The following is a 25,263-nucleotide window of genomic DNA, read 5'->3' on the forward strand; positions in this document are numbered from 1 at the left end:
GTCGCTTGGTACGTGTTCTTGATAAAGGAAGTCATTTAAGACGCCACTCTAGCTCCAGGGAGTTAATCGCTCAACACTGAAGTGCGATTTTGCCGACAATTTCACACATCCGAGATGTCGGGCCGGGCGTCTTGAATTTCAGGAAAATATAGAATGGATAAAGACATAAGAGAGCAGGTCGACGAGTCGTATGCTTCTCTTCTATCAGAACTCAAGAGAGAATTCCCTCGCCGCCTCAGGGAATGCATCGGTGAGCGCTCCGTGCATTCGTTCGCTAATGCGTGCGGGCTCAGCGACAGCCTGATCCGCAAGTACCTCGCGGGTTCCCTGCCGGGCCTGGACAAGGTGGTCGTCATCGCCAGGGAAGCGGGTGTCAGCGTGGAGTGGCTGGCCACGGGCCGGAGCCGCGACGATTCCGTTACACGCCTCCCCGTGGAAGGCGTTCTGAGCGCTGAGTACATCGAGGAAGTGGTCGCCAAGACGCGCCGCGAGTTCATCGCCCGGGGGATCAACCTGAAGCCGGAGGACGAGGCGAAGGTGATCCGGCTGATCTGCGAGTTCAATGCGATCGGCGCGTCGGGGCCCGAGCCGCTCGGCGCGGATAGCGAGAACGTCGGCTAAGTCCCGGCGGAACCGGGTGCGTGCCGGTGCAAGCCCTGCGGCATGACGGGCGCGGGCGGATCAGGCCGGCTGGCTGTCTTCATGCAGCGTTGACTGGATGGCTGCTTCCAGGGTCTGATACTTCTCGACCTGCTTCTCCAGGCGCTCCGTCTTCGTCCGCTCCTGGCGCAGCGCCTGGTGCAGGCGGTCGATCTCGGCATCCTTGCGGGCGTTCTCCTCGGCTTCCTGGCTCGTGCCGCCGGCCTGGCTGCCGGGTACGAAAGCCATGCTGTCCTCCTGGGTCAGGCGGATGAGGTTGCGTACGCGCTGGCGCAGCCGGCGGTTTTCCTTCTCCAGGCTGCGCGCGGTGTTCTCGGCATCCTGGTTGTTCTTCTTCAGCCGCTGGATCTCGCGGCTGTAGTTCTGGCGGATCACCTGCTGGGCCTGCTCGGCGCGCTCGAGCTTGAACTCGAGATCGGAGATCGCCTCGTTCTGGTCGTTGAGCACGGCCGGGAAGCGCTGGCTGGCCGCGTCCATGCGCGATGACGCCGTATCGACGACCTTGTGCATGCGGTTCATGCGCTGCTGCCGTTGCCGCGCCCGGCGGGCCTGCTCGGGGTTGGCCTCTTCGTAGCTTGCAGCTGTCGCCTCGAGGTAGTCGTCGAGGGCGGCGCGATCGTTGGCGTAGGTCTGCAGGACGTTGCCGATCGCCTCGGTGGTGGCGGCGTCCGCGGGGATCCGCCGCAAAGCATCCCGCAATGCCGCGTTCTCGGCGCTCTCGTTCCGCGCGTAGCGGTGCAGGCGCGACCAGGCATCGCGGAACGGCGACAGCTGCTGGATTTCCCGGCGCTGACGCTCGACCTGCTCCTCGCGCTCCTTCAGGCTGTGCCGAAGCGCGTGGCTGGTGTCCTGCCTGGAGCCGGAGGCGCGCCCCGCGCCGTCCAGGGCGCTCGGGTCCATGGCGCGGACGGCGTCGATGAGGGCCTTCGTGGACGCGGTGCGCAGGTCCCAGATCTCGGTGTCGCGGTCCCGGGCGGCTTCCGTGTGCTTCTTGTCCTCCTCCAGGATGCGGCGCTCCAGGTTCTCCAGCCGGGTCTCGGTGCCCTTCTGCCGGTGGCGACGCATCGCCAGCGTGTTCAGGCGGTCGTTGAGAAACCGCAGGTGCGCATCGCGGCGCTGGAGGAGGTGGCGCTTCTCGGACTTGAACGCCTGGGCCTCGCTGAAGGCCCGGCGATAGAGCCACCAGGACACGCCCCCGAGCGCGGCGGAGACGATGGCGATCTCGACGGCGACGACGAGAAAGGTCAGGAAGAGCGAGGAGCTGTCCATCACGGACTCCCTGGGACGGGAAGCCGGCTCCCGCGCTGGTGATGATGGCTTGCCGTTCGAGTGAGCTTACTTGAACGATGGTAAGGGACGTCGCGTGCAGTCTAGGAGGAGAGCAGCCACCTTAGTGTGATGATGTTCACACTGGAGAGTCAGCGCTTTCCGGAAGAGCAGAGGGTCGGCGGTTCCGGATGGTTCATGCCGGCCGGTCAATCCGGTTCACCCTGGCGGAACGTCGATGCCGGCATGTGCTCGACGATCCCCTGGGCGCGCCGCAGATGCTGCCACACCGCTGCAGCGGCGCCTTCGGCGTCGCCCGCCAGGATGCATCGCGCGATCTCGCGGTGCTCGGCCACGGAATCGGCGTACATCGCCGGGGTCATCACGCCGCTGAGCTGCAGCATGATCAGGGGCAGCTGGAGCCGGCGACACAGGTCGGCGAGCTGGCGGTTGCCGCAAATGGCGAAGATCGCCTCGTGGAACTCCCTGTTCTCCTCGTGGTAGGCCGTACCATAGCGCCGCGGTGCGTCGCTCCAGATGGGCGTGATGGCGGCGTTGAACCGGTCGCGGTTGTCGCCGTGGTCGATGGCCGCCGTGGCGAGCCGTGCCGCCTGGCACTCGAGGGGGAGCCGGATCTCGAACAGCTCGATGGTCTCCCGGTACGACAGCCTCCGCACAACCGCGCCGCGGTTGGGTACCAGCTCCACCAGGCCCTCGGCCGAGAGTCGCCGCAGCGCCTCGCGTACCGGCCCGCGGCTGATTCCGTAGTCGCGCGTGAGGTCCGCCTCGACGAGGCGCTGACCGGGGGGCAACGTGCCGTTCATGACACCTTCGCGCAGCTGCGCGACCACGCGGTCCACCGTGGTGCCGTGGCTGGCTGCGTTGCCGTCGCGTGAGCCGTTGGCCCGCGTGGCAATGCCGCTGTCCTGCTCTGTGCGCTCGTGCTCGTCCATTCCCTGATGCCCGGTCTTCTGTTTCCTCAGGTTGACACGCTCATTATTGTCCTACAATCTCGTCTATCAATAAAGGTTACTGCCGCCCGGCGGCCGACGACAATCGCCGGTGCCGGAGACGACGCAATACCGCAGCAGGAGGAGAGGACCAATGCAGATCGGCAAGGGGGGTGCGGCGACGACGGCAATCTGCACCGCGGACGCCGCCTCGATCACCATCCGCGAGCGCGACCTCTGTGGCGACCTCATGGGCGGCATGAGCTTCACGGAGTATTTCTACTTCCTGGTGACCGGACGCCAGGCGGGCGATCAGCAGCGCTACTTCCTGGACCTCCTGCTGGTGGCCATCGCCGAGCACGGGCTGACGCCCACGGCCCAGGCGGCGCGCATGACCTACGACGCCGATCCGCAGTCGCTGCAGTCGGCCGTCGCCGCCGGCATCCTCGGGTGCGGGTCCGTGGTCCTCGGCACCTCGGAGGCGTGCGGCCGCGTGCTGGTCGAGGCCAGGGAGCGGGTGGCCGCCGGCGAGGACACCGACGCGGTCGTCCACGACATGGCGCGCACCAGCCGGGCGGCGGGTGAACGCTTTCCGGGCTTCGGCCATCCCCTGCACCGGCCTGTGGATCCCCGTGCACAGCGCATCCTGGAACTGGCCGAGCAGCGCGGGGTGGACGGCGCGCACCTGCAGCTGGCGCGGGCGTTCCCCGCTGCCGTGGAGGCGGCCTGGGGCAAGCCCCTGCCCATGAACGTGTCCATGCCCATCGCCGCGGTTCTCCTGGACCTGGACTTCCCTGCCGCCATGGTCAAGGCGGTGCCCCTGCTGGCGCGGACGGCCGGCATCCTGGCACACCTCGCCGAGGAGCAGGGCGACCAGATCGGCTTTCTCATGGCCTCGCACGCCGAGGCGGCCGTCGACTACGTGCCGGGCGGTCGGCAGGGGCAGGGCGCATGATGTTCGAGCCGGAGATCGAGACCCTGGACTGGGGCCTGCAGCGACAGCACGACGACGCCGCGTACCGTGACCAGCTGGCCTACCTGCTCGCGAACTCGCGCTTCTACCGTGACAAGCTGTCGGCGGCGGGGTTCGACGGCCCCGCGGAGATCGGCGGTCTCGACGACATTACGTCGCTGCCGTTCACGGAAAAGGACGAGCTCCGGGCCACACGCTCCGAGGCCGACCCCATCGGGACGCACCTGGCTGCGCCGATGGAGTCCGTGGCGCGCATCTACTCCACCAGCGGCACCACCGGCGTGCCCAGCTACATCCCGCTCACCGCGGCGGACCTGGACCGCTGGGCGCGCATCTCCGCGCGGACCTACGGCGCCTCGGGGATCGCGGCCCCCGAGCGGATCGTAAGCACCTACAACGCCGGGCCGTTCGTCGCGGGAGCGGCCCTGGACGGCTTCAACCGCCTCGGCCTGTGCCAGATCCCCGTGGGCATGGGCAATACCGAGCGCCTGATGGCCGCGGTGCAGCGGCTCGCGCCCCAGGCCCTCGCCTGCACGCCCTCCTATGCGCTGCACCTCGCCGAGTGGGCCTCGGAGCGCGGCATCGACCTGCCCGCCAGCACGGTGCGGCGCATCCTCGTGGCCGGCGAGCCCGGCGGCGGCGAGCCGGCCATGCGGCACCTGCTGGAGGAGGGCTGGGGCGCGCTGGTGACCGAGGCCATGGGCATCGGCGACATCGCCGCGTCCCTGTGGGGGGAGTGCGAGGCCCAGGCGGGCATGCACTTCAGCGGGCGCGGCTTCATCCACGTGGAGCTCATCGATCCGGCCACCGGCGACCCGGTCCCCATGGAGGACGGCGCCCAGGGCGAGCTGGTGTACACGCACCTGGTGCACGAGGCCGCCCCGCTGCTGCGCTTCCGCAGCCGCGATCACGTGGAGGTCCACACCAGTCCTTGCCGGTGCGGGCGGACCGCGCCCCGGGTGCGCTGCATCGGCCGAACGGACGACATGCTCATCGTGCGCGGCGTCAACCTGTTTCCCACGGCGGTGCGCGAGGTGGTGAACGAGTTCGCTCCGTCGGTGAGCGGTGTCATCAGCATCCGGCCCGGACACCGGAGCGTGAACCAGCAGCCGCCCCTCAAGGTGCTGGTGGAGCTCGCGGAAGGCACCGAGGGCGGTGATGCACTGGCGCAGCGCATCCGGCAGCGGATCCGCGACAAGCTGGTGGTCACCACCGATATCCATCCCGTGCCGTGGGGCAGCCTGCCCCGGAGCGAATACAAGTCGAAACTGATCGACTACTCGGAAGCGGCCGATCGGCAGGAGTGATCGACCCGGGGGCGTGTAATCGGAGGAGGAGAAGGCCATGAAAATGAAACAACTGATCGCGACAACGGCGGTGGCGCTGGGCGCTGCCTGGGGAACGTCGGCTCCGGCGGCGGAGTACGAGCTCGACATTTCCACGATGTTCCCGTCCACCCATTTCATCCAGACACTGGCGCTGGAGAAGTGGGCCGAGGAGATCGAGGAGCGCACCGACGGCCGCGTGGCGTTCACCTTCCACCCGGCGGGATCGTCCCTGGGGGACGCGACGCGGCAGTTCGACCAGGTACGCAGCGGTGTCGTCGACGTGGCCGTCGGCATTCCGGCGATCCCCCGCGGGCGCCATCCGCGCACGACCCTGATCGAGCTGCCGTTCACCGTTCCCGACTCGGATGTGGGTACGTGCGCGCTCATGGCAATCCAGGATCAGCTCAAGCCGGACTTCCCGGGCACCAAGATCCTTTCCCTGACGGTGACCGAGCCGAGTGCGGCCCACACGACCCAGCGCATCTCCAGCCTGGATGACCTGGAAGGCATGCGGATCCGCACGCCCACGCCGGCGATCACCGCCATGCTGGAGCATATCGGGGCAACGCCGGTGGGCATGCCGCCCACGGAGATCTACGAGAGCGTCGAGCGCGGCGTGGTGGACGGCAATATCATGCCCTGGGGTCCCGTGGGCGCGTTCAAGCTCTGGGAGGTGCTGGAGTACCACTACGACGCCCGCATCAATCCGGTGAGCATGTACGTGCTCATGAACCAGCGCACCTACGACTCCCTGCCCGACGATGTCCGCCAGGTCATCGACGACATGAGCGGCGACTGGTTCACGCAGCGCTGGGGCAAGTGGTGGAGCGACACCGACCAGGACGCCATTGATGCGGCCCGTGAAAACGGCAACGAGATCATCGAGGTCCCGGACGAGGTGCGTGATCAGTGGCGCGAGCGCCTGCAGCCGGTCATCGACACCTACCTGGAGGAAGAGTCGGACCTCGGTGCCGAGCAGGCCCGTGCCCTGTACGAGGACATGCGTGCGGCGGTGGCGCGCTGCCAGGAGTAGTCGGTAGGCCGCGGCGCGGCGTGCGGGCGCCCGGCGGCGCCCGCATGCCGGCCCGGGCTCGCCAGGAGAGATCGCCTTGCTCAAGGTAACGCGTGTACTGGCATTGCTGGGTACCGTCGCGCTGCTGGTGGCGGTCGCCCTGACCGTGACCGACATCGCGCTGCGCTCGGTGAGCCGGCTGACCGTTCCCGGTCTGACGGACATCGTCACCCTGTGCACGATGATCGGCGCGATGCTGGCCATCCCCTACGGCTTCGCCGCCGACGAGCACGTCTCGGTGGATCTGTTCACCAGCGGTCTGCCGGAGACGGTGCAGCGGCTTCTCGCCGTGGCCGCTGCGGTCATGGCCGTGGTGGTGCTGGCGGGGGTACTGTGGTTTTCGTACCAGCAGATGCTTACGGAGATCCAGTACGGGGATCGCAGCCAGTCCATCGGCATCCCCATGGTCTGGTACTGGCTGCCCCTGCTGATCGGCATGGCTGCCTCGCTCGCCGTCAACCTCTGGTTGATCGTTCGACTCTCCACCGGCCGGAATACGGGTTAGCCGAACTATGTCTCCACCCATTATCGGTGTTGTCGGCCTGGTGGCCCTTCTGGCGCTGATCGCCCTGCGCGTGCCGGTTGCCATCGCCATGGGGATCGTCGGCGTCGTCGGAAGCTACGTGCTTCAGGGCTGGTTCAGCCTGGGTTTCATTCTCGGCTCGCAGCCATTCGATACCGTCTCTGCGTACAGCCTGTCCGTGGTTCCCCTGTTCGTCATGATGGGTGCGTTCGCCGCGCGTGCGGGGCTGTCGGCGGCGTTGTACCAGTCCCTGCACATGCTCATCGGGCACTGGCGGGGCGGCCTGGCTTCGGCGACCGTCGGCGCCTGCGCCCTGTTCGGCGCGGTGTGCGGCTCCAGCCTGGCGACGGCGGCCACCATGGCCCGGGTGGCGGTCCCCGAGATGACGGCCATCGGCTACGACCGGCGCCTCAGCTCCGGGGCGCTGGCCGCGGGCGGCACGCTGGGCATCCTGATCCCGCCGTCGATCATCATGGTGCTCTACGCCATCCTGACGGAGCAGTCCATCGGCCGCATGTTCCTGGCGGGAATGATCCCCGGCGTGCTCGCGGCGATCCTGTACATGGCGGCCATCTACGTCACCGTCCTCATCAAGCCGTCGCTGGCGCCGAAGACCGAGCCGCCGGACCACATCGAGTTCCGGCGCGCGTTCACCAACATGGTGCCCATTCTGGCGCTGTTCGGCGTGGTCATGGGCGGAATCTACGTGCGCGTCTTCTCGCCCACGGAGGCCGCGGCGGTGGGAGCGTTCGGCGCCATCGTGCTGACCTTCCTGCGCGGGCAGTTCAACCGGGCCGTGGTGCGCGATGCCCTGCTGGAGACGGCGTCCATTACCGGCATGCTGTTCATGATCCTGGTGGGCACGTCGGTGCTGCAGTTCTTCATCGAGTCGTCCACGCTGCCGCGGGTAATCGTGGACTGGATCAATACCCTGGGCATGTCGCCCATGGCCGTCATCGTCGCGATTCTCGTGGTCTACCTCATCCTCGGGTGCTTTCTCGATGCCCTGTCGATGATGCTGATCACTCTGCCTCTTGTTTTCCCCATCGTGACGTCCATGGGGTTCGATCCGATCTGGTTCGGCATTCTCGTGGTCTCGGTGGTGGAGATCGGATTAATCACCCCGCCGCTGGGCATGAACCTGTACGTGATCACCGCGGCGGTGGACGGCCTGCGCTACCAGACCGTCGCCGCCGGCGTCGTGCCCTTTCTCATTGCGGACCTGGTGCGCATCGGCCTGCTCCTGAGCATTCCCGCCCTGACCATGGCGTTGCCCGAGCTGCTTATGTAGGGCTGCGCTACCGTAATCCACTTCCGGCCCCCGGAGAGATCGATCATGACACCGACACGGCGTTTCAAGGCGTTGCTGGATGCACCCGGGCTCCTCCTGGCGCCGGGGGCCTACGACGTGCTGAGTGCAAGGCTGGCGGAGCAGGCGGGCTTCGGGGCCGTGTACATGACCGGCTATGGCACCTCCGCCAGCGTTCTGGGCGAGCCGGACATGGGGCTGCTGAGCTTCAGCGAGATGCTCAAGAGGGCGGACGACATGGCCAACGCCGTGGACGTGCCGATCCTCGCCGACGGCGATACGGGCTTCGGCAACGCGCTGAGCGTGCGGCGCACCGTCCGGGGCTACGAGAAGGCGGGCGTAGCCGGCATCCAGCTCGAGGACCAGGTGTTCCCGAAGCGCTGCGGGCACATGGCGGGCAAGGAAGTGATCCCGGCCGAGGAGATGGTGCAGAAGATCAGGGCGGCCGTGGATGCCCGTCACGACGAGGACTTCGTGGTAGTGGCGCGGACGGACGCCCGCGCAGCCCACGGTCTCGCCGAGGCGCTGCGTCGCGGCGCCCTCTACCGGGAAGCCGGGGCGGACGTGCTGTTCATCGAGTCGCCGGAGGACGTGGACGAGCTCCGGCAGGTGCAGGAGGCGTTCCGGGGGACCCGCACCCTGGCGAACATGGTCGAGGGCGGGCGAACCCCGGTTCTCGGCAGGGAGGACCTGGAAGCGCTTGGTTTCGCCATCGCCATCTATCCCGTGGGGCCGTTGTACGCGGCGGCCGGCGCGGTGCGGTCGTACCTGGACGCGCTGCTGGCTGACGGGCGGCCGGGCGAGCCGAGCAGTGCCGCGATCTCCTTCGACGAGTTCAACCGCGCTCTGGGGCTGGACGCATACCGGGACCTCGAAGCCCGCTACAGGAGCTGACCCCCGGGGGAAGGCCTCGCCACAAGGGCCGTGCGTCCTGATACGAACCCTCCCGGATCGTAGGCCCGCGGAATCATCAGCGTCTCGACGGCGTCGACACCGATCGTCTCCGGGCAGCCCGGGGTCAGTGCGGGATTCCAGCTCATGATGCGCTCCGTTCGCCGGCAGTGGGCGACGATCGCTCTATCGTGAATGATAGGCCGTGGAGGGCCCGATCGACAGGCTCGTCCCCAGCGAGAGCACCAGCAGCCGTTCGTCAACGATGACTGCCCGGGGCCGGCGTACTCCGGGAAGGCCCGAAGGCGGAGGCGCGGGTTATAGCGAGAGAGCAATTCTAAGTAAAAACCTGTATACAACGGTTGCCACTCCTCACCATTAACGCCGAGAATAGGCGAGAAGTCCTCGCAGAGCTAAGGGTTTTACCTGTTATCCCGATGCGATACCGGACCCGTCAAGGCCACGCCTTGACGGCAAGGCCCAATGGTGCCGTGGAAACCTCCGGGCGGTGTCCGGACCAAAAAACAGATGTACAATTAATGTAAAATGTTTGTGAACCCATTCACAACGGCAAGGCAGCCCTTGGGCTAGCGTTAGCACGCTTACTTGCAGCGTTGCCGAGCTTTGGGAGTGTCCAGTTTCTCCCGGGCTTGATCCACTCATGGGAGATACAGGAGTAAACGATGATCCGGCGATTATTACCCAACAGTGTGCTTGGCAAGATTCTCGGCATAACAGGGCTCAGCGCAGGCGCCGTGGTCGCGAGCGCCGTCGTCGCGTTCGCCGGAATGTGGTCCGTCGTCCAGCAGTACCACGACCTGGAACGTCAGGTGGTTGGTGAGTTGAAGGAAGAGGCCGCCTTGCAGCGGGAGATCACGGCGGAAACCATTGCATGGAAGAACTACCTCATCCGGGGCCAGGACGAGGCCCAAAGGGAAGTGTACTGGCGGCGTGTGATGGAGGCCCAGAATGCCGCCCAGGCATACATGGACGAGCTGCATGAGACCGTGTCATATCCGTCCGCGGAGTCCGCGCTCAACCGCCTGCAAGAGGCGCACGCGGGCTATGTCGAGCGGCTCGATCAGGCGCGGGAAACCCTGCAGGCCAACGGCTTCGATGTTCAGGCGGTCGAGGATGAGCTCGCAGGCGAGACGCAGCCGGTGCAGGACGCGCTCAGGGAACTCGAGACAGCAACCGCGCAAAACGCCGAGAGCGCCGCGAAGGCCATGGACGAGCGAGCGTTCAGCCGTGCCACATCCGGAGCGCTGGGCATGGGCTTGCTGCTGATCGTCGCGGGCGTTGTCACGACGTGGCTGATCCGCTCGGGCGTCACGCGGCCCTTGAAGCAGGTCGATGAAGACCTGCAACGGATGGCCGAGGGGGACTTTTCCCACGCCATCACCCTGGATTCCAGCGATGAGCTGGGTACGCTCGCCCGCAGCGGCGAGCGGCTGCGTACGGATATGGCGAAGGCGCTCGGCGAGGTGCGTGATGCGGCCAACGAGGTCGCATCCGCGGCCGAAGAGCTGTCGACGGTTGCCGCGGAGACCAGTCGCGGCGTTGATCAGCAGCGAAGCGACACGGACCAGGTCGCTTCGGCGATGAACGAGATGAGCACCACCGTCCAGGAAGTGGCCCGGAACGCGACACAGACGGCGGAGGCGGCCCGCGAGGCTCAGCAGGGCAGTGCCAGCGGTCGACGCACCGTGCAGGAGAACGCGGATGCCGTCGCCTCCGTGAACGCGGCACTGCAGGATGCGACCAGCGCGATCGAGAAGCTCGACGAGCAGACCAGGGATATTGGCGAGGTCATCGACGTGATTACCAACGTCGCCGGGCAAACCAACCTGCTGGCGCTGAATGCGGCCATCGAGGCGGCGCGCGCCGGCGAAGCGGGGCGCGGGTTCGCGGTTGTCGCCGACGAAGTCAGGACGCTGGCCCAGAAAACGCAGTCCTCGACCGATCGCATCGAGACCATTGTCGAGGAAGTGCGCCACGGGACCCGGGCGGCCGTGGACACCATCAAGGTGAGCCACGAGCGCGCGCAGGTCGCGGAAGGAAAAGCGGCGGAGGCGACGCAGGCCCTGGATACGATCGATGCGGGCGTTCAGGTCATCACGGACCTCACCGGCCAGATCGCGACGGCGACGGAGGAGCAGAGCTCGGCGTCCGAGGAGATCAACCGCAACGTGTCGAGCATGAGCGATGTTGCGAGCAGCAATGCGGCTTCCGTCAACCAGATTGCCAGCTCGGGCCGGCAGCTCACCCAGCTCGCGGCCTCACTGCAGGACCTGGCCGGGCGCTTTCGGACATCGAGCTGAACCTGTTGTTGCCGAGCGTTACCCCGGTTACGGTTGTTTCTCGGTGAACGCCAGGGAAAACAGAGCGTTACGTCCCGTTTGACAGGCCCCCGCAAGGCTGTAGAATACCGGCCTGTATCAAGACAGGCGCGTAGCTCAGCTGGTTAGAGCACCACCTTGACATGGTGGGGGTCGGTGGTTCGAGTCCACTCGCGCCTACCAGGCAGGAATCAAGGGCTTACGGGGTCATCCCGTAGGCCCTTTTTTCGTTTCAAGGCCGAATTCGCCTTCATGGTGATCCAAGCCCGGCGGCAGACTGGTGGCGCCGCAGCGAATGCCGCGTGGCACCCCGCGCAAGCAGAGTCGTCGGCATCCTGGAAAGCGGGTACCATGACTGATCGGTACGATCTGGCAGCCCAGCAACAATGCCCACCCTGCTGCGCAGAATCGCTCTGTCCCTGCTGGCATTCCTGGTGCTGGTGGGTGTTCTGCTCGTGGCTGCCTGGTGGTTCGTCGATCCGAACGATTACCGCGACGCCATCAACCGGCATGCCAGCGAAGCGCTTGGCCACCCGGTGGCCGTGCACGGGCAGATCCGCCTGGAGTTGCTGCCGCGCCCGGCAATCACCCTTGAATCTGCCACGATCGCCAATGTGGATGGATACACCGACGCCCCTTTCGCCGAAGCCTCCGGTCTACATGCCGCCATCCGGCCGCTCCCCCTGTTTACCGGCGAGCTGGAGCTTAGCGCGGTCGAAGTCGACGCCATTTCCATGCGACCGGAACGCAACGCCGAGGGCGATGCCAACTGGGTGCCGATTATCGACGCCGTTGGTGCGCGGGACGATGACCCGCCACTGGCGTTCTCCGGTATCCACCACACCCGCATCGATGCCATCACGGTGGACTATGTCGACCACCAGCGGGAGACCCGATATCGCTTCACCGCCAGCGATATCGCCGTGGACCATCTCAGCTCCGGCAGCAGCACCACCATCGACGGTCGCTGGCAGGCGCATGGGGCGCCGTTCAATCGAGTCGACGGCGACATTGCCGCTCACTTCGACCTCGATGAGGCTCTGCGGCCACGCGCGGCCGAGATCACCCACCTGCGGCTTGAATGGACCCCGGACCCCGACCGTCCCGACACCCTCGCCGCCGATGCCTCGGCACGCCTGGAATTCGCGCCGGAGGACAACGCTATCACCCTGTCGCACCTGACAGTCAGCGGCGATGCATTCGACGCCGAACTGCAGACGGACGTGACCTGGGAGGATGACAATCAGTCGGCGTCAGGGTCCTTCACCGTAACCGATGCAGCGCTCAGGGACCGGCTGCACACCCTGATCGGCGACGACCCCAATGCCGAGGACCCCGGCGCGCTGCAGCGCCTGCACACCGAGGGCACCTTCCAGTGGCAGCAGCAGCGTTTAAGGCTTGAAGCGGTGCGCGTGGAACTGGATGACTCCAAGCTCGAGGCCAGCATTGACGCACGTTTCGGCGCAGATCCGCTATGGGAGTTTGACGCCGCGCTGGATGCCATCGACGTGGGCCGCTACACGCCGGAAGAGTTCCATCCGGATGCAGTGCGCACCATCACCCGCTTCATCCTTGATTCCGTCACCGGGATCGACCTGGACGGCACGATCATGGTCGACACCCTGAAGGCGACCGGGCTCACCTTCGAAGCCCTCGAGGCCACGATCCGGTCCCAGGGAGACGAGTTGACCGTCCTGCCGCTGGAGGCATCCGTCTACGGGGGCAGTTATTACGGCACGTTCAACGTCCCTCTCCGCGCCACCCCTTACACGGTCCGGTTCGATCAACGCATCGACGGCATGGCGCTGGGCGAGCCCCTGACCGCCCTGTTCGGCTGGGCCGTGCTCGAAGCGGAGGTGGACGCGCACTGGAGCGGCTCGTTCACCGGCATGCACTGGCCGGACATTCGCGAATCCCTGGAGGCCGAGGGGACGCTGACGCTTCGTGACGGCCGCATCAACCGCTTCAGCCTCACACGACTGATCGAGGACGCGGTACCCAGGGCCATGGGGGGTGTTGACCAGGCGCCCTTTTCCCGGGATGCCACGACGTCGTTCGACAGTATCGCCGGCAAGCTGGTCATGGAAGGCGGCGTACTGAAGAATCCCGACGCGCACGCTGACTCCGACTACTTCAGCGTCGGCGGCTCGGGGAACCTGGACCTGGCGGAGCTGGAACTGGACTACCAGCTCGATCTCACCATCGTCGATGCCTTCGAGACCGAGAGCGAGGAACTGCTGGAGCTGCTCCGGGGGATCAGTATTCCGCTGCGTCTACACGGCCCTCTGACGGACCCGGACGTGCAGCTCGACCTGGAGCAGGCCCTGGGCAGTGATGGTGATGCCGACAATTGACTGTTGTTGCTCGCTCCGCCGATGAATTACGAGTCGCGGGTGGTGGGTGTGGAACCTCCTGCGCTCTCCCGGCGTATATCGAGAAGGTCTTGATGGTTGGGCACTTGCCGTCCCATGGTCGGCCATTTCGAAACACTTCCCGTTCCGTTCTTGCGCGTACTGCGCCCTGGGCGCCGGCTGCTGCGGTGACGGTCGAAGCATGCGAGCACTCGCTTGACGGGAAGGGAGGCGTAAACAGTTTTCGCCCCTGTGCAGGAGGCCTGCTTCATGGCAAACGAAGACACGCTTGATTCCCTCGACGATCTTTTCATCCATCAACTGGAAGATCTGTATGACGCCGAGAAGCGCATGACGCGCGCGCTTCCGGAAATGCGTGATGCTGCGGGACAGATTAAGTTACGCGATGCATTTAGCTATCATCTGGAAGAAACCCAAAGCCAGATCGAACGCCTCGAGGCGATTTTCGAGTCGCTCGGGAAGAGTCCGGAACGTGAGGCGTGCGAGGCCATGAAGGGTTTGCTTCGCGAGGGCGAGAAAGTAATCAACGCCAATGGAAGTGACACCGTGCGTGACGCCGCCCTCATTGCCGCGGCGCAGCTTGTCGAGCACTACGAAATAGCGGCGTACGGGACCGCACACACCATGGCGTTGCAGTTGGGATACGGGGAAATCGCCGAGCAACTCGAAGACACGCTGCACGAGGAAAAGAACATCGACACCAAATTGACACAGATTGCCAGGTCATACATCAACCCGGCAGCGTAACCAATCGTGCATCGAAGCTTGCCATGTCCGCGCGGCCTACTGTGAGCGCTGCGCCACCTCCTGTCATCGCTGCGCCAAGGAGTGCGCCGCCATGGCGTGATACCGGCCGTGGCTGGCGGAAACCCAAGATCTCACGGCGCCCAAGGGCCGGGCTCGTTGCTTCCTGTGAACTTGAGCCGCGAGCGAGCTTTCTGGCGAGGCGCACGGACATCCAGCCTCTGGAGGGTGACACCATGATGGAGTGCGATTGCTGCGGGAACGACTACGACAAGGCGTTCGTCATCGAGATGGCCGGTCGGCGTTATACGTTTGACGCATTTGAATGCGCCATCCACAAGCTGGCGCCCACCTGTAGACGATGCGGCTGCCGGATCATGGAACACGGTGTCGAGGCCGACGGGCGCATGTACTGCTGCGCCCACTGTGCACACTCCTGCGAAAGACTTACGGCTTGACACGCGGCTCTTGACGTTGGAACTTCTAGGGTGCAGGGAAAGCGAGTCCTGGCGCGCACCGCGCGCGGACGGTTTACGATCCAGAGGAGGGGAGTATGGCTTCCAGCGGCGCACGCTTGGGCGATATCGGCTCGGCCCACGGCTGTTACCCGGCAACTCCCACTATGACCGCCAGTCCGGATGTCTTCATCAACGGTCTGTCAGTAGTTCGCTTGGGGGATGCCCTAGTCCCCCACGGCTGCTCGACCTGCTCGTCGCACCCGCGAAAAGTGGCCGAAGGAGCGGCGACGGTGCTCATCAACGGCCGGCCGGCGTCCCGGGTCGGTGATGCCGTGGACTGCGGCGGCGAGCTTGCTACCGGGTCGCCGGATGTCTTTATCGGGGGCTAAAGTCCCGGCAACGTCAATTCCGTGTCGGCGGCATAGTGAACGACCTTCACGCAGAATGTGCTCAGGCGCGATCCGGCCAGAGAAAGGTAACCGCTCGACGGAGTTCGGCATGGAAGCAGCGCGATTCAAAGGGAAGGGAACCTCACGCAGTGAGAGTACCGTCGTCCATAGCCACGCCTGCGCTGGCCGGCAACCTCACGAATGCCGCCGCGAATGAGTTCCTGGAGTACCGCTATCCCCGATTCGATTTCGTTTCAATTTTTGTTTCGGGTAAATGGACTGAATAAGCGACTCGAAAGGTCTGCCTACTTTTCAGTTTGCGAGTAATTGGAAAAGCCACACCCAGTGGGGAGGGACCCTCACTCATGAAACCGCGTATCAAGAACGCAACCCTTGTGATCACGCTCATGTTGGTTGCCCTTCAGGTCGGTGTCGCCCAAGACGACCCGCCGGACGTGCCGTTGCCCGGGTTCGACTCCGTCGAGGAGCAGCTTGAGGAGGGGATGCGCCTCTTCTACGAGGCGGAAACAATGAGTTGGCGCATGGGTATTGAACCTGACACGCAGGGCGAGCGGGCGTTTGAACTGTTCCGGCCGCTGGCGCAAGCCGGATGTGCGCAAGCCCAGTATATGTTGACCCGAATGATGTACGTGACAGACCCCCCGCAGTCCCAAGCATGGGCCCGCCGCGCGGCAGAACAGGGCCATGCCGGAGCCCAGATGCTGCTGGCGACTATGCTTGAACTAACGTCCTTAAAAGCGGAAGAAGCCTTAATGTGGGACCGGCGTGCGGCAGAGCAGGGAGAGGTTAACGCGATGTCGAGTGTGGGTTCGAACTACTATACAGGCCAGGCCGTTGAAATTGACTACGTTCAAGCCTACAAGTGGTACCTTCTCAGCATTCCGCGTGTTCCGCCGGATGAGTCTGGTTACACGTTGCCAGCTTTTGATCGGTCCCATATCAGAGACCTTCTTTCGAAGCTCGAAAGCAATATGACCGATGCCGAGGTCCAACGAGCTGAGAAGCTCGCACAGGAATGGGAAGAAGAACACGACGCGATACGCCATTTTCCGAATGATCCGGAGCCCCCGGTTCGGTTCTGGTACGATCGCATCGAGGGGGGCTGCGATCGGTGAGGGGTCGGCGATCGCGCCCCTTACCGGGCGACGGCCCGATCATCAGGCGGATGGGACGAGGCCTGTCAGTCGCGAGTAATTGGAAAAGCCACACCCAGTGGGGAGGGACCCTCGCTCATGAAACCGCTCATCAAGAACGCAACCCTTGTGACCACGCTCATGTTGGTTGGCCTTCAGGTCGGTGTCGCCCAGGACGACTCCCCGAACGTGCCGTTGCCCGGGTTCGACTCCGTCGAGGAGCAGCTGGAGGAGGCGATGCGCACGTTTCACGAGTCGGATCCGGACAATTGGGCCTTTGAGCTCAAGGCTGGCTCGAAAGGAGAGGAGGCCTTGAACCTGTTTCGGCCGTTAGCGGAAAACGGGTGCGCTCAAGCGCAGTATATGCTGAGCCGGATGCTCTACGGGCGGGATGTCGATCGCGCCGCGTCCTGGGCCCGGCGGGCGGGCGAGCAGGGGCACGCAGTGGGACAGGCAACGATGGGGACGTATTCGGAAAGGATGGGCGAGTACGCCCAGGCACTGCACTGGTATCGACGGGCAGCCGAAGCCGGGCACGTTACGGCAATGTTCCGCGTAGCCGATTATTACAAGCTGGGCCGTGTCGTCGAGAAAGACTACGTGCAGGCCTACAAGTGGTATAGCCTGACCATCCCGCGGGTGCCTCCCGATAGCAATCCCTCTGGATTTGACAGGTCGCATTATCAAGACCAGTTGGCGGAGCTGGAAGAGCAAATGACCGATGGAGAGGTGGCCCGCGCTGAGCGCCTCGTCGAGGAATGGGAGGCAGAGCATGACGAGGTTCACCACTTCCCTGACAATCCGGAGCCGCCCAAACGCCTCTGGTATGAACGCATCGAGGGAGGCTGCGATCGGTGAGGGCCGGCGATCGCGCCCCTCACCGGGCGGCCCCGATCATCAGGCGGATGAGGCCTGGGCCAGGTCGGCTTGCAGTTCCGTTCGAGTGTCGCCGAGCTGTGGTACCAGGTCGGCGGGCTCGCGGCTCGGCATGCGGTTGATGACCTGCGTCTCGCGAATCGGGGCGCCCTGGCTGTAATAGGTCACCTCTTTGACCTCCATCTTGTACGCCTGCTTCATCAGGTAGCGGGCGTGCTCCTGATCAGTGATGCGATCCCACTCGTACGTGGTGTAACCGAAGCCGCTGATCGTCGTACGCCAGACCTGATCGCCGGAGGCCGCGTACGCCAGCCGACGCTGGGTCCAATCCAAATGCCTGTTGGCTGGTGAGTTCCTGGCAATGAGCTCGATGCGTTCGGCAATGGGGTTAAAGGCGGCCCGAACCCGAGCCTCAACCATGTCCTTGTCGGTCTCGATGAGTCCCGCCTTGTCAATGAGGCGGCGCATCCTCGCTTCAGTTTCCGCTATCTGGTCCGTTGGTCGGGAGACCGTCGCCTCCGCTTCGCGAACCATGGCGTCGCGCAGCAGCTGGTAGAGCTCAGGGTCCAGATGACTCCCGGCGGTGCCGGTCGCATCGACGGAATCGCTGGCCGCGTTATAGATCTCGGCGGTGAACTCGCCGAACTGCCTGTTCAAGCGTTGATTGACGTCACGAATATCGGCAGCGTGTTGGCGTGCGAACTCCGCCTGGGCTTTGCTGATCAGGAAGATCGGTAACGCCGCCCGGGACAACCCGCCGCGGAGCAGATTGGCCGTGGTTGTCGCGAGATCGGGTTGTACATGGGGGTAGAGGTTATTCACCAGATTAAAGCCGAAGGCCAGCCCGACCTCGCCCCCCGGGTCGGGCGTTGGTACTTGTGGTGGTTGGAGCTCATCGAGAGCGTCGGACAATAGTGAAAGCCATTCGTGCTGCTTCTGCAAAATGATGCGATGGGCCATGGCTTCGAGGTCGGCGGATGCTTGCTCGTCGTTGCATGAATCGGCCATGCCTCCCTCCTTGGTATTGCTCCTGAAGACTAATTGGAATGGGATAACGGATGCCGAGCGGCATCCGTTACCCGTGAAGCGGGCGTACCGCCCTTACGCCTTCTCGTTGGTGGTCGTATCGAAGCCGACCGCGACGGAGGCTTCGGCGTTGCCGTCGTCGTCGTAGGGCGTGTACTTCAGCTCGACCTTCTGGAAACTGATCGTGATCGATTCCTTGGGACGGTCGTCGCTTTGTGACCCGGCGTTGACGGTGTAGTGGCTGATCAACGCGTTCTTCAGCGTGTACTCCATGTAGGTGTCGGTACCGCTGCCGGTGCCCGTTTTGCACAGATGGATCACCGCGTCCTTGCCCTTGCCGCAGCAGGACTCCATGAAAATGTCCGGCGTGGCCTTGTCCATGCGGCGGGTGAGGGTGAGGTCGGTGATCTCGGCGTTGGCCGACTCGCGGTCCTTGGCCGTTGCGGTGTTGGAGGTGATGTTGCGGCGGACGCCCCAGGAGAGCTGATCGACGTCGATCCAGTCCTGGTGGTTCTTGTCCGTGGCTTCACCCTTGAGACCGTCGTAGTTCATGAAAATGGACATAACTTCCTCTTTACGTTTATCCGTTGATGAGTCATTTCAGGATGGGCTGGAAAGCCCTCGGGTACGCGCACCCGTTGGTTGATCTGTGAAATCCCTTCTTCGCGTCTCCTTTCACCTCCTTTCCATTGCTCTCTGTTGCGGTCTCCGTCGCCGACGGGGCCGGCGATGCCCTGCCACCGGGCGTTTGAAGCCGGGTCGCCCGGGTATCCGGTGGTGCGGGGGCGCGACGTGGGAGCTCTCGCGGCCGCACGGGTGTTGTCCGCTACGAGCCGATGGCTCTGCCATCGGTCTGGCAATCGGTGGCCGCCGCGGCCGGGGACATCGATGATGGCTCCGGCGCGTTATTGCCCGTCGTTACCCGGACGTCGAACCGCGCTTCCTGCGTGGCCCGGTCGACATGAATACCGGTGATCGCCTCCCCCCGGGCGAGGCTCTCCAGGATCCGCTCGGCGACCTGCGGCAGCAGCTCGTTGTTGACGATGGCGCTGATCTGGCGCGCGCCGGTGTCCGAGGCGTTGCACGCCCCGGTGATGTGCTGGATCAGGGCTTCGCCGTAGTCCAGGGGCACCTGGTAGTAGTCCTGCATGCGGCTGCGAATGGTCTCGAGCTGGAGCCGGACCACCTCGGCGAGCGCAGTGTCGTCGAGCGGGTAGTAGGGGATGACTTGCAGGCGCCCGAGGAAGGCCGGTTTGTAGGTCTCGCGTAACGTGGGCGCGATGGCGCCCTCAAGGCCTTCGGCTGTGGGCAAGGTGTCGGGATCGGCGCACAGGCGCTCGATCTCGGGGGCGGCGGTGTTGCTGGTCATCAGGATGACGGTATTGCGGAAGTCGATGTCGCGGCCCTCGCCGTCGCGCAGTACGCCCTTATCAAAGACCTGGTAGAACAGGTCCTGGACGCCGGGGTGGGCCTTTTCGATCTCGTCGAGCAGCACGACGCTGTAAGGCTTGCGTCGCACGGCCTCGGTAAGCACGCCGCCCTCGCCATACCCCACGTAGCCGGGGGGTGAGCCCATGAGCAGGGAGACCTTGTGCTCCTCCTTGAACTCCGACATGTTGATGGTGGTCATCGCCTGTTCGGAGCCGTAGAGCTGCTCGGCCAGGGCCAGGGCGGTTTCCGTCTTGCCCACGCCGCTCGGGCCGACGAGCATGAACACCCCGAGAGGTCGCCCCGGGTCGGCGAGCCGGGCCCGGGCGGTGCGCATGTGGCGGGCGATGAGCTCCAGGGCGTGGGGCTGGCCGATGACGCGTCGTTCAAGCTGCTCCCGGAGCTGCAGCACGCTCTTGATTTCGTCGGTGTGCATGCGGCCGACAGGGATGCCGGTCCAGTCGGCCACCACGCGCGCGACGATATCGGCATCCACGCATTCATGGAGGAGGGCCTCGCCGCCATCTTCGAGTTCCGCGCGTCGGGCTCGCGTTGCCGCCAGCTCATCGCGTAGCGCGGTCGTGTCGCCCGTTTCCGCGGCGTCGCCGTTGTCGGTCGCCTCGATGCGCCGGCGGAGCTCGATGGCATGGGCCACCTCTGCGTGTGCCGCCCGCCAGCGCTCCTGCAGCTGCGCGGCAGACGCCTGAAGGTTCTCGCATCGCGCTTCCAGCGCGGCGACGGCTGCCGCGTGGTCATGGCCTAGCCGGCTTTCACGGGTGAGGCGCTCGAGTTCCGCGCGGGCGTTGTCATGGGCCTGCTGGGTCGCCTCCAGTGCCGGCGGTGTCGTTGTCTGGCTGAGCGCGACGCGCGCGCAGGCGGTATCCAGGAGACTGACGCATTTGTCCGGTAGGTGGCGGCCTGTGATGTAGCGGTTGGACAGACGCACCGCGGCGTCGATGGCCTCCTCGAGTACGGCCACGCCGTGGTGGGTCTCCAGTGCCTCGGTGGTGCCCCGGAGCATGACGATGGCGTTGTCCTCGTCGGGCTCGTCCACGTGTACCACCTGGAAGCGGCGGGTGAGTGCGGCGTCCGACTCGAAGTATTTCTTGTATTCCGCCCAGGTGGTGGCGGCGATGGTACGCAGGTCGCCGCGAGCGAGGGCGGGCTTGAGTAGGTTGGCGGCGTCGCCGCCGCCGGCCTGGTTGCCGGCGCCGATGAGCGTGTGGGCCTCGTCGACGAAGAGAATGACCGGCGGCGTGGCCGTCTGGACCTCGTGGATGACGTTCTTCAAGCGGTTCTCGAACTCGCCCTTGACGCCGGCGCCGGCCTGGAGAAGGCCCAGGTCGAGGGTGCGTAGCGACAGTCCGCGCAGCCGCTCGGGGACATCGTCGTCGGCGATACGCCGCGCCAGTCCCTCGACAACCGCGGTCTTCCCGACACCGGCCTCGCCGGTGAGAATGGGATTGTTCTGTCGGCGGCGGCAGAGGATGTCCACCATCTGGCGGATCTCGCCATCCCTACCCAGGACGCGGTCGATGCGGCCCTCCCGGGCCTGGGCTGTGAGGTCGACGGTGAACTGGTCGAGCGCCTGACTGCGGGATTCCGTGGCGCCATTGCCGGCGGCTGATCCCGGCTGTGCTGTGCCCGCGAGGAGCCCCTGGCACTGCTCGCGCAGCGCCGTTCCGGAGAGACGGTTCAGCTCCGAGGACAGTCCCGCCACCCGCGGCCGCAGGACGTCATTCTCGGTCAGCGCCAGAAGCAGATGGATCGGCCGGATCGCGAGCTGCTCGAACTGGGAGGACGCGATCATCCAGGCTTCGAAGAGCAGCCGGGCGACTTCCGTGGAGATGCGGGGAAAGCCCGCATGGCCCGTCTCCAGGGCCTCGACCGCGGCCTCCAGGTCGCCCAGCAGGCGCGCGCGCTCCAGGTCGAACAGCGCCAGGACGGCGTCGATCTCCGGGTCCTGTTGCTGCACGGCTTCGCGCAGCCAGTGTTCCACCTGCAGGGCGTGGTGGCTTCGGGAGGATGCCGTGGCGACACCCTGCTCGAAGAGTTCGCGGCAGGGGGCGCTCATTCGCTGCATCAACTGCTCGAATTCCATTTCCCGTCGTACCTCGTCCGTCGGGGTGTCCTCGCGTGGAGCACCGTTGCTGATTGCCTAGGCCACTGCCGGCTTGAGCTCGAATCGCGCCTCCATCGGGCGGTCCGGATCGGAGCGCAACCAGGTCGTGCGTGCGCAGCGCACGCCCCGGCCGAGCCGGCGTGACGCTTCTCCGGCGTGAATGGTGAAGCGCAACTCGATGTTCATGTGACTGGGCAGATAGCCCTGGATGAGCCGGCACATGGCCTTGTGGCGGTCCGTGCCGGGAAGCAGCGCCTCGTATTCGGCCAGCTCCATGGGGCCGATATGAATGCGGATCTTGCTCTGTAGGTCCCAGACCCGGTTGCCGATGAGCACGCCGTCGCCGAGCCGGTTGTGTTGTCCCTGCCGGTTGCCGCCGATGCGTGTTTGACTGTCCATGCCTACCGGGAGCCACTGGCCGACGAATGACTCCACTCGGCAGTCATAGCCCAGGTAGTCACGGAGAATAGCCGCCATGCCGCTCGGCGAGCGCGTCTGCCGCGCGAAGTGGCCGGCATAATAGCGGCGCGGCTCATCCCGCCGCCCCGCGGGCTGTCCCGAAAAGGCGTCCACTGCACGAGTGAACGAGTCCCTCTCCCTGGAGTCGGTGCGCTCGTACTGGATCGGCAGGCGGTGCTTGCTCCACGCCCGGTAGTACAAAGCGACGAGGCGGTGATTGAAGAGGTCGAGGAAATCCGCAAGCGCGGTGTCGCGCTCTTTCAGCCGCTGTCGAACGACAACGTTGTAGTGCGCGGGCAAGGCTCCGGTGGGGCCGGTCAGGCCGAGGAAGTTCACCCGCATCTCGTGCTCGGGCCCACGGTCCGCCTTGCGCGGGCGCAGGGACTCCACGGCTCGGGCTGGAAACGCTGCCTCGTTGCTGCCGCGGAAGCGCACCGGCTCCCGGGACGGTGGACCGTCACCGCCGACCGGTGCCGTCTCGTGACGCCCCTGGGCGAGCTCGAGGCGTCGTTCCAGAGCGCGCACAAGCTGGTAGAAGTCGTCGCACCGATGCCCGGGACCGCCGAACGCGGCGCTTAAATCAGGCGTTGACTGCCGCTGCGCGGTGGCCATGTCATTACCCTCCCAGCTCTTTGCCGGCTCGTGATCTGGAGCTGAACGAACGTGTTGATCGTGCAGTGCTGCGCCAGGAACTCGCTCAGCACGGCTCCGAACAGGAACAGCCCCGCTCCGCTGAAGCGGTTCTCGTTGACCTCGATCCGGATGCGGGTGCCCTGGCAGATGGCGACGCGGCCGCTGCGGGCGATGCGTTCCGTGGTGACCTCGGAGCGGAGGTCGACGAGGCTCTCGACGATCGCCTGGTTCTCGGGGGCCTCGCGGAAGTCGTGCAACCGCAGCGTTTCCTTGAGTGCCTGGAGGCCGTCCTCGCCCGTGAAATGCTGGAGCGTGAGCTGAGTGACGAGTTGCCAGCGGCTGGCGTCATCCAGGCGCGGCTGCAGGCTCATGGTCGGTGGCGTCGTGCAGCGCACCGACAACCCGGCTCCGCCCCGCAGGAACTGGAACCGGGGCGCGTCGGGCCCGAACGGGAGCCGATCGGGCAGGTCGCGGTTGGTGCACAAGGCGTCGGCACGAATGAGCCAGTCGCTGTCCGGGGCGGTCAGGCGGAAGTCCCGATCCACCAGCGACAGATAGGTATCGACCCCGCGACTGCGCCGGCCGTTGTGGTGATGGCTAATCTCCCGGCGCGCATGCCAGTACCGCGGCGTGGTGGTGCCGGATTGGTTGCGGTGGGCACCGTAGAACGGCTGCAAGGGCACCGTCCGGCCGCCGCCGTCGCAGGCGTCCACCCTTTGCAGCGTGTGAATATCCGCCGATTCCTGTTGCGAAGCGTCGACGCAGAGCCGGACCTCTTGTTCGAGCTCGCTCGCAGCCAGCGGTTCCATGGTCGCGTGGAACAGGTTGACGATGGGGGTGCAGCCGAGCAGCAGGCTCTGCGCGTTGACCCCCTGAACCAGCTCCGAGTGGCTGCGCGCGAAGTAGATGAACAGCATCGCCTTGTCGCTTAAGCGCGACCAGGCATGACCGATGTCATCGAGCTCCACGAAGAGGAACTTCTCAGGGAAGGAAAAATACTCCATGAGTAACCGGTTCCCGTGTGAGCTCCTGCCGTCGCAGGGCAGCACGGCTGCGTCCTCGTCCAGGCCAACGGGGCGCAGCCGATCAGCGGGCACAAAGACCGGTTCCGGGTCGTGGGGATGTGCCGCGATGGCGATGCCGGTGGTCTCGTTGAGAAGGAACTCGTAGAGCCGGTTCGAGAACTGCGGCTGGCCGTGCAGGTGGAAGCGCAGTCGCTGGGGGGCTGCCTCCGCCAGGGTGGTCTCCGCACGGGCACGGAGGGTAACCCGCAGAACGGCCTGGACCCCGCGGTGGCGCTCGGGTTCCGGCAGCGACGGGGCCTCGAAAGGTTGCGCGCGGAACTCGGCCTGTTCCAGGTCCACAGGGAGGATGTCCGTATCAAAAGCCGTACGAAAGTAGCACGTGCCGGCGGGGTTGGAGTCCGTGTACAGGCTGGTGCCCGCCGGTATCTGCATGACCTCCGAGCGCCCGGGCTGCAGCGCCAGACGCGCGATGCTCATGGACGGGACCGGCGCGTGGTAGTCCGGGTAGAGCAGGCCCATCAGGGCCTCGGTGAGCTCGGGGAATTCATCGTCGAGCTTGTAGCGGACGCGCGCGGTCAGGAAGGCGAAGGACTCGATCAATCGCGAGACGTGGGGGTCCTCCACGGTGTCACCGTCCAGGCGGAGCCTGCCGGCGATCTTCGGGTGGCTCTCGGCGAACTCCGCGCCCATTTGACGGATGTAGGCGAGCTCCCGGTTGTAGTACGACAGCAGGCTGTCATCCATCGCGGACCTCCTTGAGTCGCACGAGGCGATCCGTCGCGTGCACCTGTGACTCGTAGCGCAGCGGCACCGGATCGGGCTCCACGAGGAGCGTGGCGGTGATCTTGAGGTGCAGAGTACGATCCGCTTCGTCACCGGTCGGCACGGTCTCGACCCGCGTCTGCCGGAAACGCGGCTCATAACGTGCGATGGTTCGCTGGATGCGTGCGCGGAACGCCTCGCGCTCTTCCGGGGCACCCAGCACCACCGAGCTGAAGTCCGGTAAACCGTAATGAACGACCGAGGTGGCGAGCTCGGGGTAGGTTCCCAGCGGCACGGTCTGCACGATCCGGGTATTGAGAAGATTCTCCAGGTCTCGGCGCACGCCGGCACGCAGTACTTCGAGGCGCGTCCCCGGGGATCGCACCGACTCATGCTCACGGTCCGGTTCAGCGTCGATGAGCCGGTCCAGCAGTGACGGCAGGACCGCTTCACGGGAACGGCTACGGTTCATTGCGGCTCCCTCTTCGCCGGGGATTCCATCCC

At 65.4% G+C, this 25,263-nt stretch carries 23 protein-coding genes and 1 tRNA gene; 15 read left to right on the plus strand and 9 right to left on the minus strand.

All coding sequences use genetic code 11. The features are described from left to right. Positions 1-261: 261 nt before the first annotated feature. Positions 262-621 carry a hypothetical protein gene (locus QWY84_RS18280; RefSeq protein WP_290204383.1) on the plus strand — a complete coding sequence of 120 codons (360 nt, stop codon included), beginning with the start codon at positions 262-264 and terminating at the stop codon, positions 619-621. Positions 622-681: 60 nt separating this feature from the next. Here QWY84_RS18280 and QWY84_RS18285 read toward each other — a convergent pair whose 3' ends face one another. Together QWY84_RS18285 and QWY84_RS18290 are read right to left on the minus strand one after the other, a co-directional pair. Continuing rightward, complete coding sequence (locus QWY84_RS18285) at positions 682-1,929, minus strand: hypothetical protein (protein ID WP_290204384.1); 1,248 nt, start codon at positions 1,927-1,929, stop codon at positions 682-684. Positions 1,930-2,135: 206 nt separating this feature from the next. After that, positions 2,136-2,879 (minus strand): GntR family transcriptional regulator, encoded by a 744-nt coding sequence (locus QWY84_RS18290; RefSeq protein WP_290204385.1) that lies wholly within the window; start codon positions 2,877-2,879, stop codon positions 2,136-2,138. 151 nt (positions 2,880-3,030) lie between these two features. On the opposite strand from QWY84_RS18290, the gene QWY84_RS18295 reads away from it, so the two are divergent. From QWY84_RS18295 to QWY84_RS18320, 6 genes are all read left to right on the plus strand, one after another. Further along, a complete protein-coding gene (locus tag QWY84_RS18295) occupies positions 3,031-3,831 on the plus strand; it encodes a citryl-CoA lyase (RefSeq protein WP_290204386.1) in 801 nt (266 codons plus the stop codon). Beyond that, complete coding sequence (locus QWY84_RS18300) at positions 3,828-5,156, plus strand: phenylacetate--CoA ligase family protein (protein WP_290204387.1); 1,329 nt, start codon at positions 3,828-3,830, stop codon at positions 5,154-5,156. Before QWY84_RS18295 ends, QWY84_RS18300 begins: the two co-directional genes overlap by 4 nt. 37 nt (positions 5,157-5,193) lie before the next feature. Beyond that, positions 5,194-6,210 (plus strand): TRAP transporter substrate-binding protein, encoded by a 1,017-nt coding sequence (locus QWY84_RS18305; RefSeq protein WP_290204388.1) that lies wholly within the window; start codon positions 5,194-5,196, stop codon positions 6,208-6,210. A 76-nt stretch (positions 6,211-6,286) separates the two neighbouring features. Beyond that, positions 6,287-6,754, plus strand: coding sequence for a TRAP transporter small permease (locus tag QWY84_RS18310; RefSeq protein ID WP_290204389.1), 468 nt, complete (start codon positions 6,287-6,289; stop codon positions 6,752-6,754). Positions 6,755-6,761: 7 nt separating this feature from the next. Then, positions 6,762-8,063, plus strand: a complete 1,302-nt coding sequence (locus QWY84_RS18315) for a TRAP transporter large permease (RefSeq protein WP_290204390.1) — start codon at positions 6,762-6,764, stop codon at positions 8,061-8,063. A gap of 45 nt (positions 8,064-8,108) precedes the next feature. Next, a complete protein-coding gene (locus tag QWY84_RS18320) occupies positions 8,109-8,975 on the plus strand; it encodes an isocitrate lyase/PEP mutase family protein (RefSeq protein ID WP_290204391.1) in 867 nt (288 codons plus the stop codon). Here the strand turns inward: QWY84_RS18320 and QWY84_RS18325 are convergent. Further along, complete coding sequence (locus QWY84_RS18325) at positions 8,963-9,121, minus strand: hypothetical protein (RefSeq protein WP_290204393.1); 159 nt, start codon at positions 9,119-9,121, stop codon at positions 8,963-8,965. The two genes, QWY84_RS18320 and QWY84_RS18325, sit on opposite strands and share 13 nt — an antisense overlap. 534 nt (positions 9,122-9,655) lie before the next feature. On the opposite strand from QWY84_RS18325, the gene QWY84_RS18330 reads away from it, so the two are divergent. The 8 genes from QWY84_RS18330 to QWY84_RS18355 all read left to right on the plus strand — a co-directional run bounded on the left by QWY84_RS18330 (position 9,656) and on the right by QWY84_RS18355 (position 17,286). Then, positions 9,656-11,293, plus strand: coding sequence for a methyl-accepting chemotaxis protein (locus tag QWY84_RS18330; RefSeq protein WP_290204394.1), 1,638 nt, complete (start codon positions 9,656-9,658; stop codon positions 11,291-11,293). Positions 11,294-11,417: 124 nt separating this feature from the next. Next, positions 11,418-11,494: transfer RNA gene (locus QWY84_RS18335), tRNA-Val, on the plus strand. 203 nt (positions 11,495-11,697) lie between these two features. Beyond that, the gene (locus QWY84_RS18340) at positions 11,698-13,665 is read left to right on the plus strand and encodes an AsmA family protein (RefSeq protein WP_290204395.1); all 1,968 of its coding nucleotides are present in this window, start codon (positions 11,698-11,700) and stop codon (positions 13,663-13,665) included. A 267-nt stretch (positions 13,666-13,932) separates the two neighbouring features. Further along, a complete protein-coding gene (locus QWY84_RS18345) occupies positions 13,933-14,430 on the plus strand; it encodes a ferritin-like domain-containing protein (protein ID WP_290204397.1) in 498 nt (165 codons plus the stop codon). A 236-nt stretch (positions 14,431-14,666) separates the two neighbouring features. Beyond that, positions 14,667-14,885 carry a metallothionein gene (locus tag QWY84_RS20215; RefSeq protein ID WP_494337368.1) on the plus strand — a complete coding sequence of 73 codons (219 nt, stop codon included), beginning with the start codon at positions 14,667-14,669 and terminating at the stop codon, positions 14,883-14,885. A gap of 164 nt (positions 14,886-15,049) precedes the next feature. Then, the gene (locus tag QWY84_RS20140; protein ID WP_353959914.1) at positions 15,050-15,274 is read left to right on the plus strand and encodes a PAAR domain-containing protein; all 225 of its coding nucleotides are present in this window, start codon (positions 15,050-15,052) and stop codon (positions 15,272-15,274) included. 365 nt (positions 15,275-15,639) lie between these two features. Continuing rightward, positions 15,640-16,410, plus strand: a complete 771-nt coding sequence (locus tag QWY84_RS18350) for a tetratricopeptide repeat protein (RefSeq protein ID WP_290204398.1) — start codon at positions 15,640-15,642, stop codon at positions 16,408-16,410. A gap of 117 nt (positions 16,411-16,527) precedes the next feature. Further along, complete coding sequence (locus QWY84_RS18355) at positions 16,528-17,286, plus strand: tetratricopeptide repeat protein (protein WP_290204399.1); 759 nt, start codon at positions 16,528-16,530, stop codon at positions 17,284-17,286. 39 nt (positions 17,287-17,325) lie between these two features. On the opposite strand, the gene QWY84_RS18360 is transcribed toward QWY84_RS18355, so the two are convergent. The 6 genes from QWY84_RS18360 to tssE all read right to left on the minus strand — a co-directional run bounded on the left by QWY84_RS18360 (position 17,326) and on the right by tssE (position 25,231). Then, positions 17,326-18,312 carry a hypothetical protein gene (locus QWY84_RS18360; protein ID WP_290204400.1) on the minus strand — a complete coding sequence of 329 codons (987 nt, stop codon included), beginning with the start codon at positions 18,310-18,312 and terminating at the stop codon, positions 17,326-17,328. Between the two features lie 93 nt (positions 18,313-18,405). Continuing rightward, the gene (locus QWY84_RS18365; RefSeq protein ID WP_290204402.1) at positions 18,406-18,894 is read right to left on the minus strand and encodes an Hcp family type VI secretion system effector; all 489 of its coding nucleotides are present in this window, start codon (positions 18,892-18,894) and stop codon (positions 18,406-18,408) included. 262 nt (positions 18,895-19,156) lie between these two features. Further along, positions 19,157-21,859: a type VI secretion system ATPase TssH gene (tssH, locus tag QWY84_RS18370; protein WP_290204405.1), complete on the minus strand. Its 2,703-nt coding sequence runs from the start codon at positions 21,857-21,859 to the stop codon at positions 19,157-19,159. Between the two features lie 57 nt (positions 21,860-21,916). Further along, positions 21,917-22,951, minus strand: coding sequence for a type VI secretion system baseplate subunit TssG (gene tssG, locus QWY84_RS18375; protein ID WP_290204407.1), 1,035 nt, complete (start codon positions 22,949-22,951; stop codon positions 21,917-21,919). Further along, entirely contained in the window at positions 22,915-24,741 is a 1,827-nt protein-coding gene (gene tssF / locus QWY84_RS18380) for a type VI secretion system baseplate subunit TssF (protein WP_290204409.1), read from the minus strand. Before tssF ends, tssG begins: the two co-directional genes overlap by 37 nt. Beyond that, positions 24,734-25,231 (minus strand): type VI secretion system baseplate subunit TssE, encoded by a 498-nt coding sequence (tssE, locus tag QWY84_RS18385; RefSeq protein WP_290204411.1) that lies wholly within the window; start codon positions 25,229-25,231, stop codon positions 24,734-24,736. Before tssE ends, tssF begins: the two co-directional genes overlap by 8 nt. Between the last annotated feature and the right edge of the window lie 32 nt (positions 25,232-25,263).

Origin of the sequence: Aquisalimonas lutea, from assembly GCF_030409225.1 — a bacterium.
Classification (GTDB): Bacteria; Pseudomonadota; Gammaproteobacteria; order Nitrococcales; family Aquisalimonadaceae; genus Aquisalimonas; species Aquisalimonas lutea.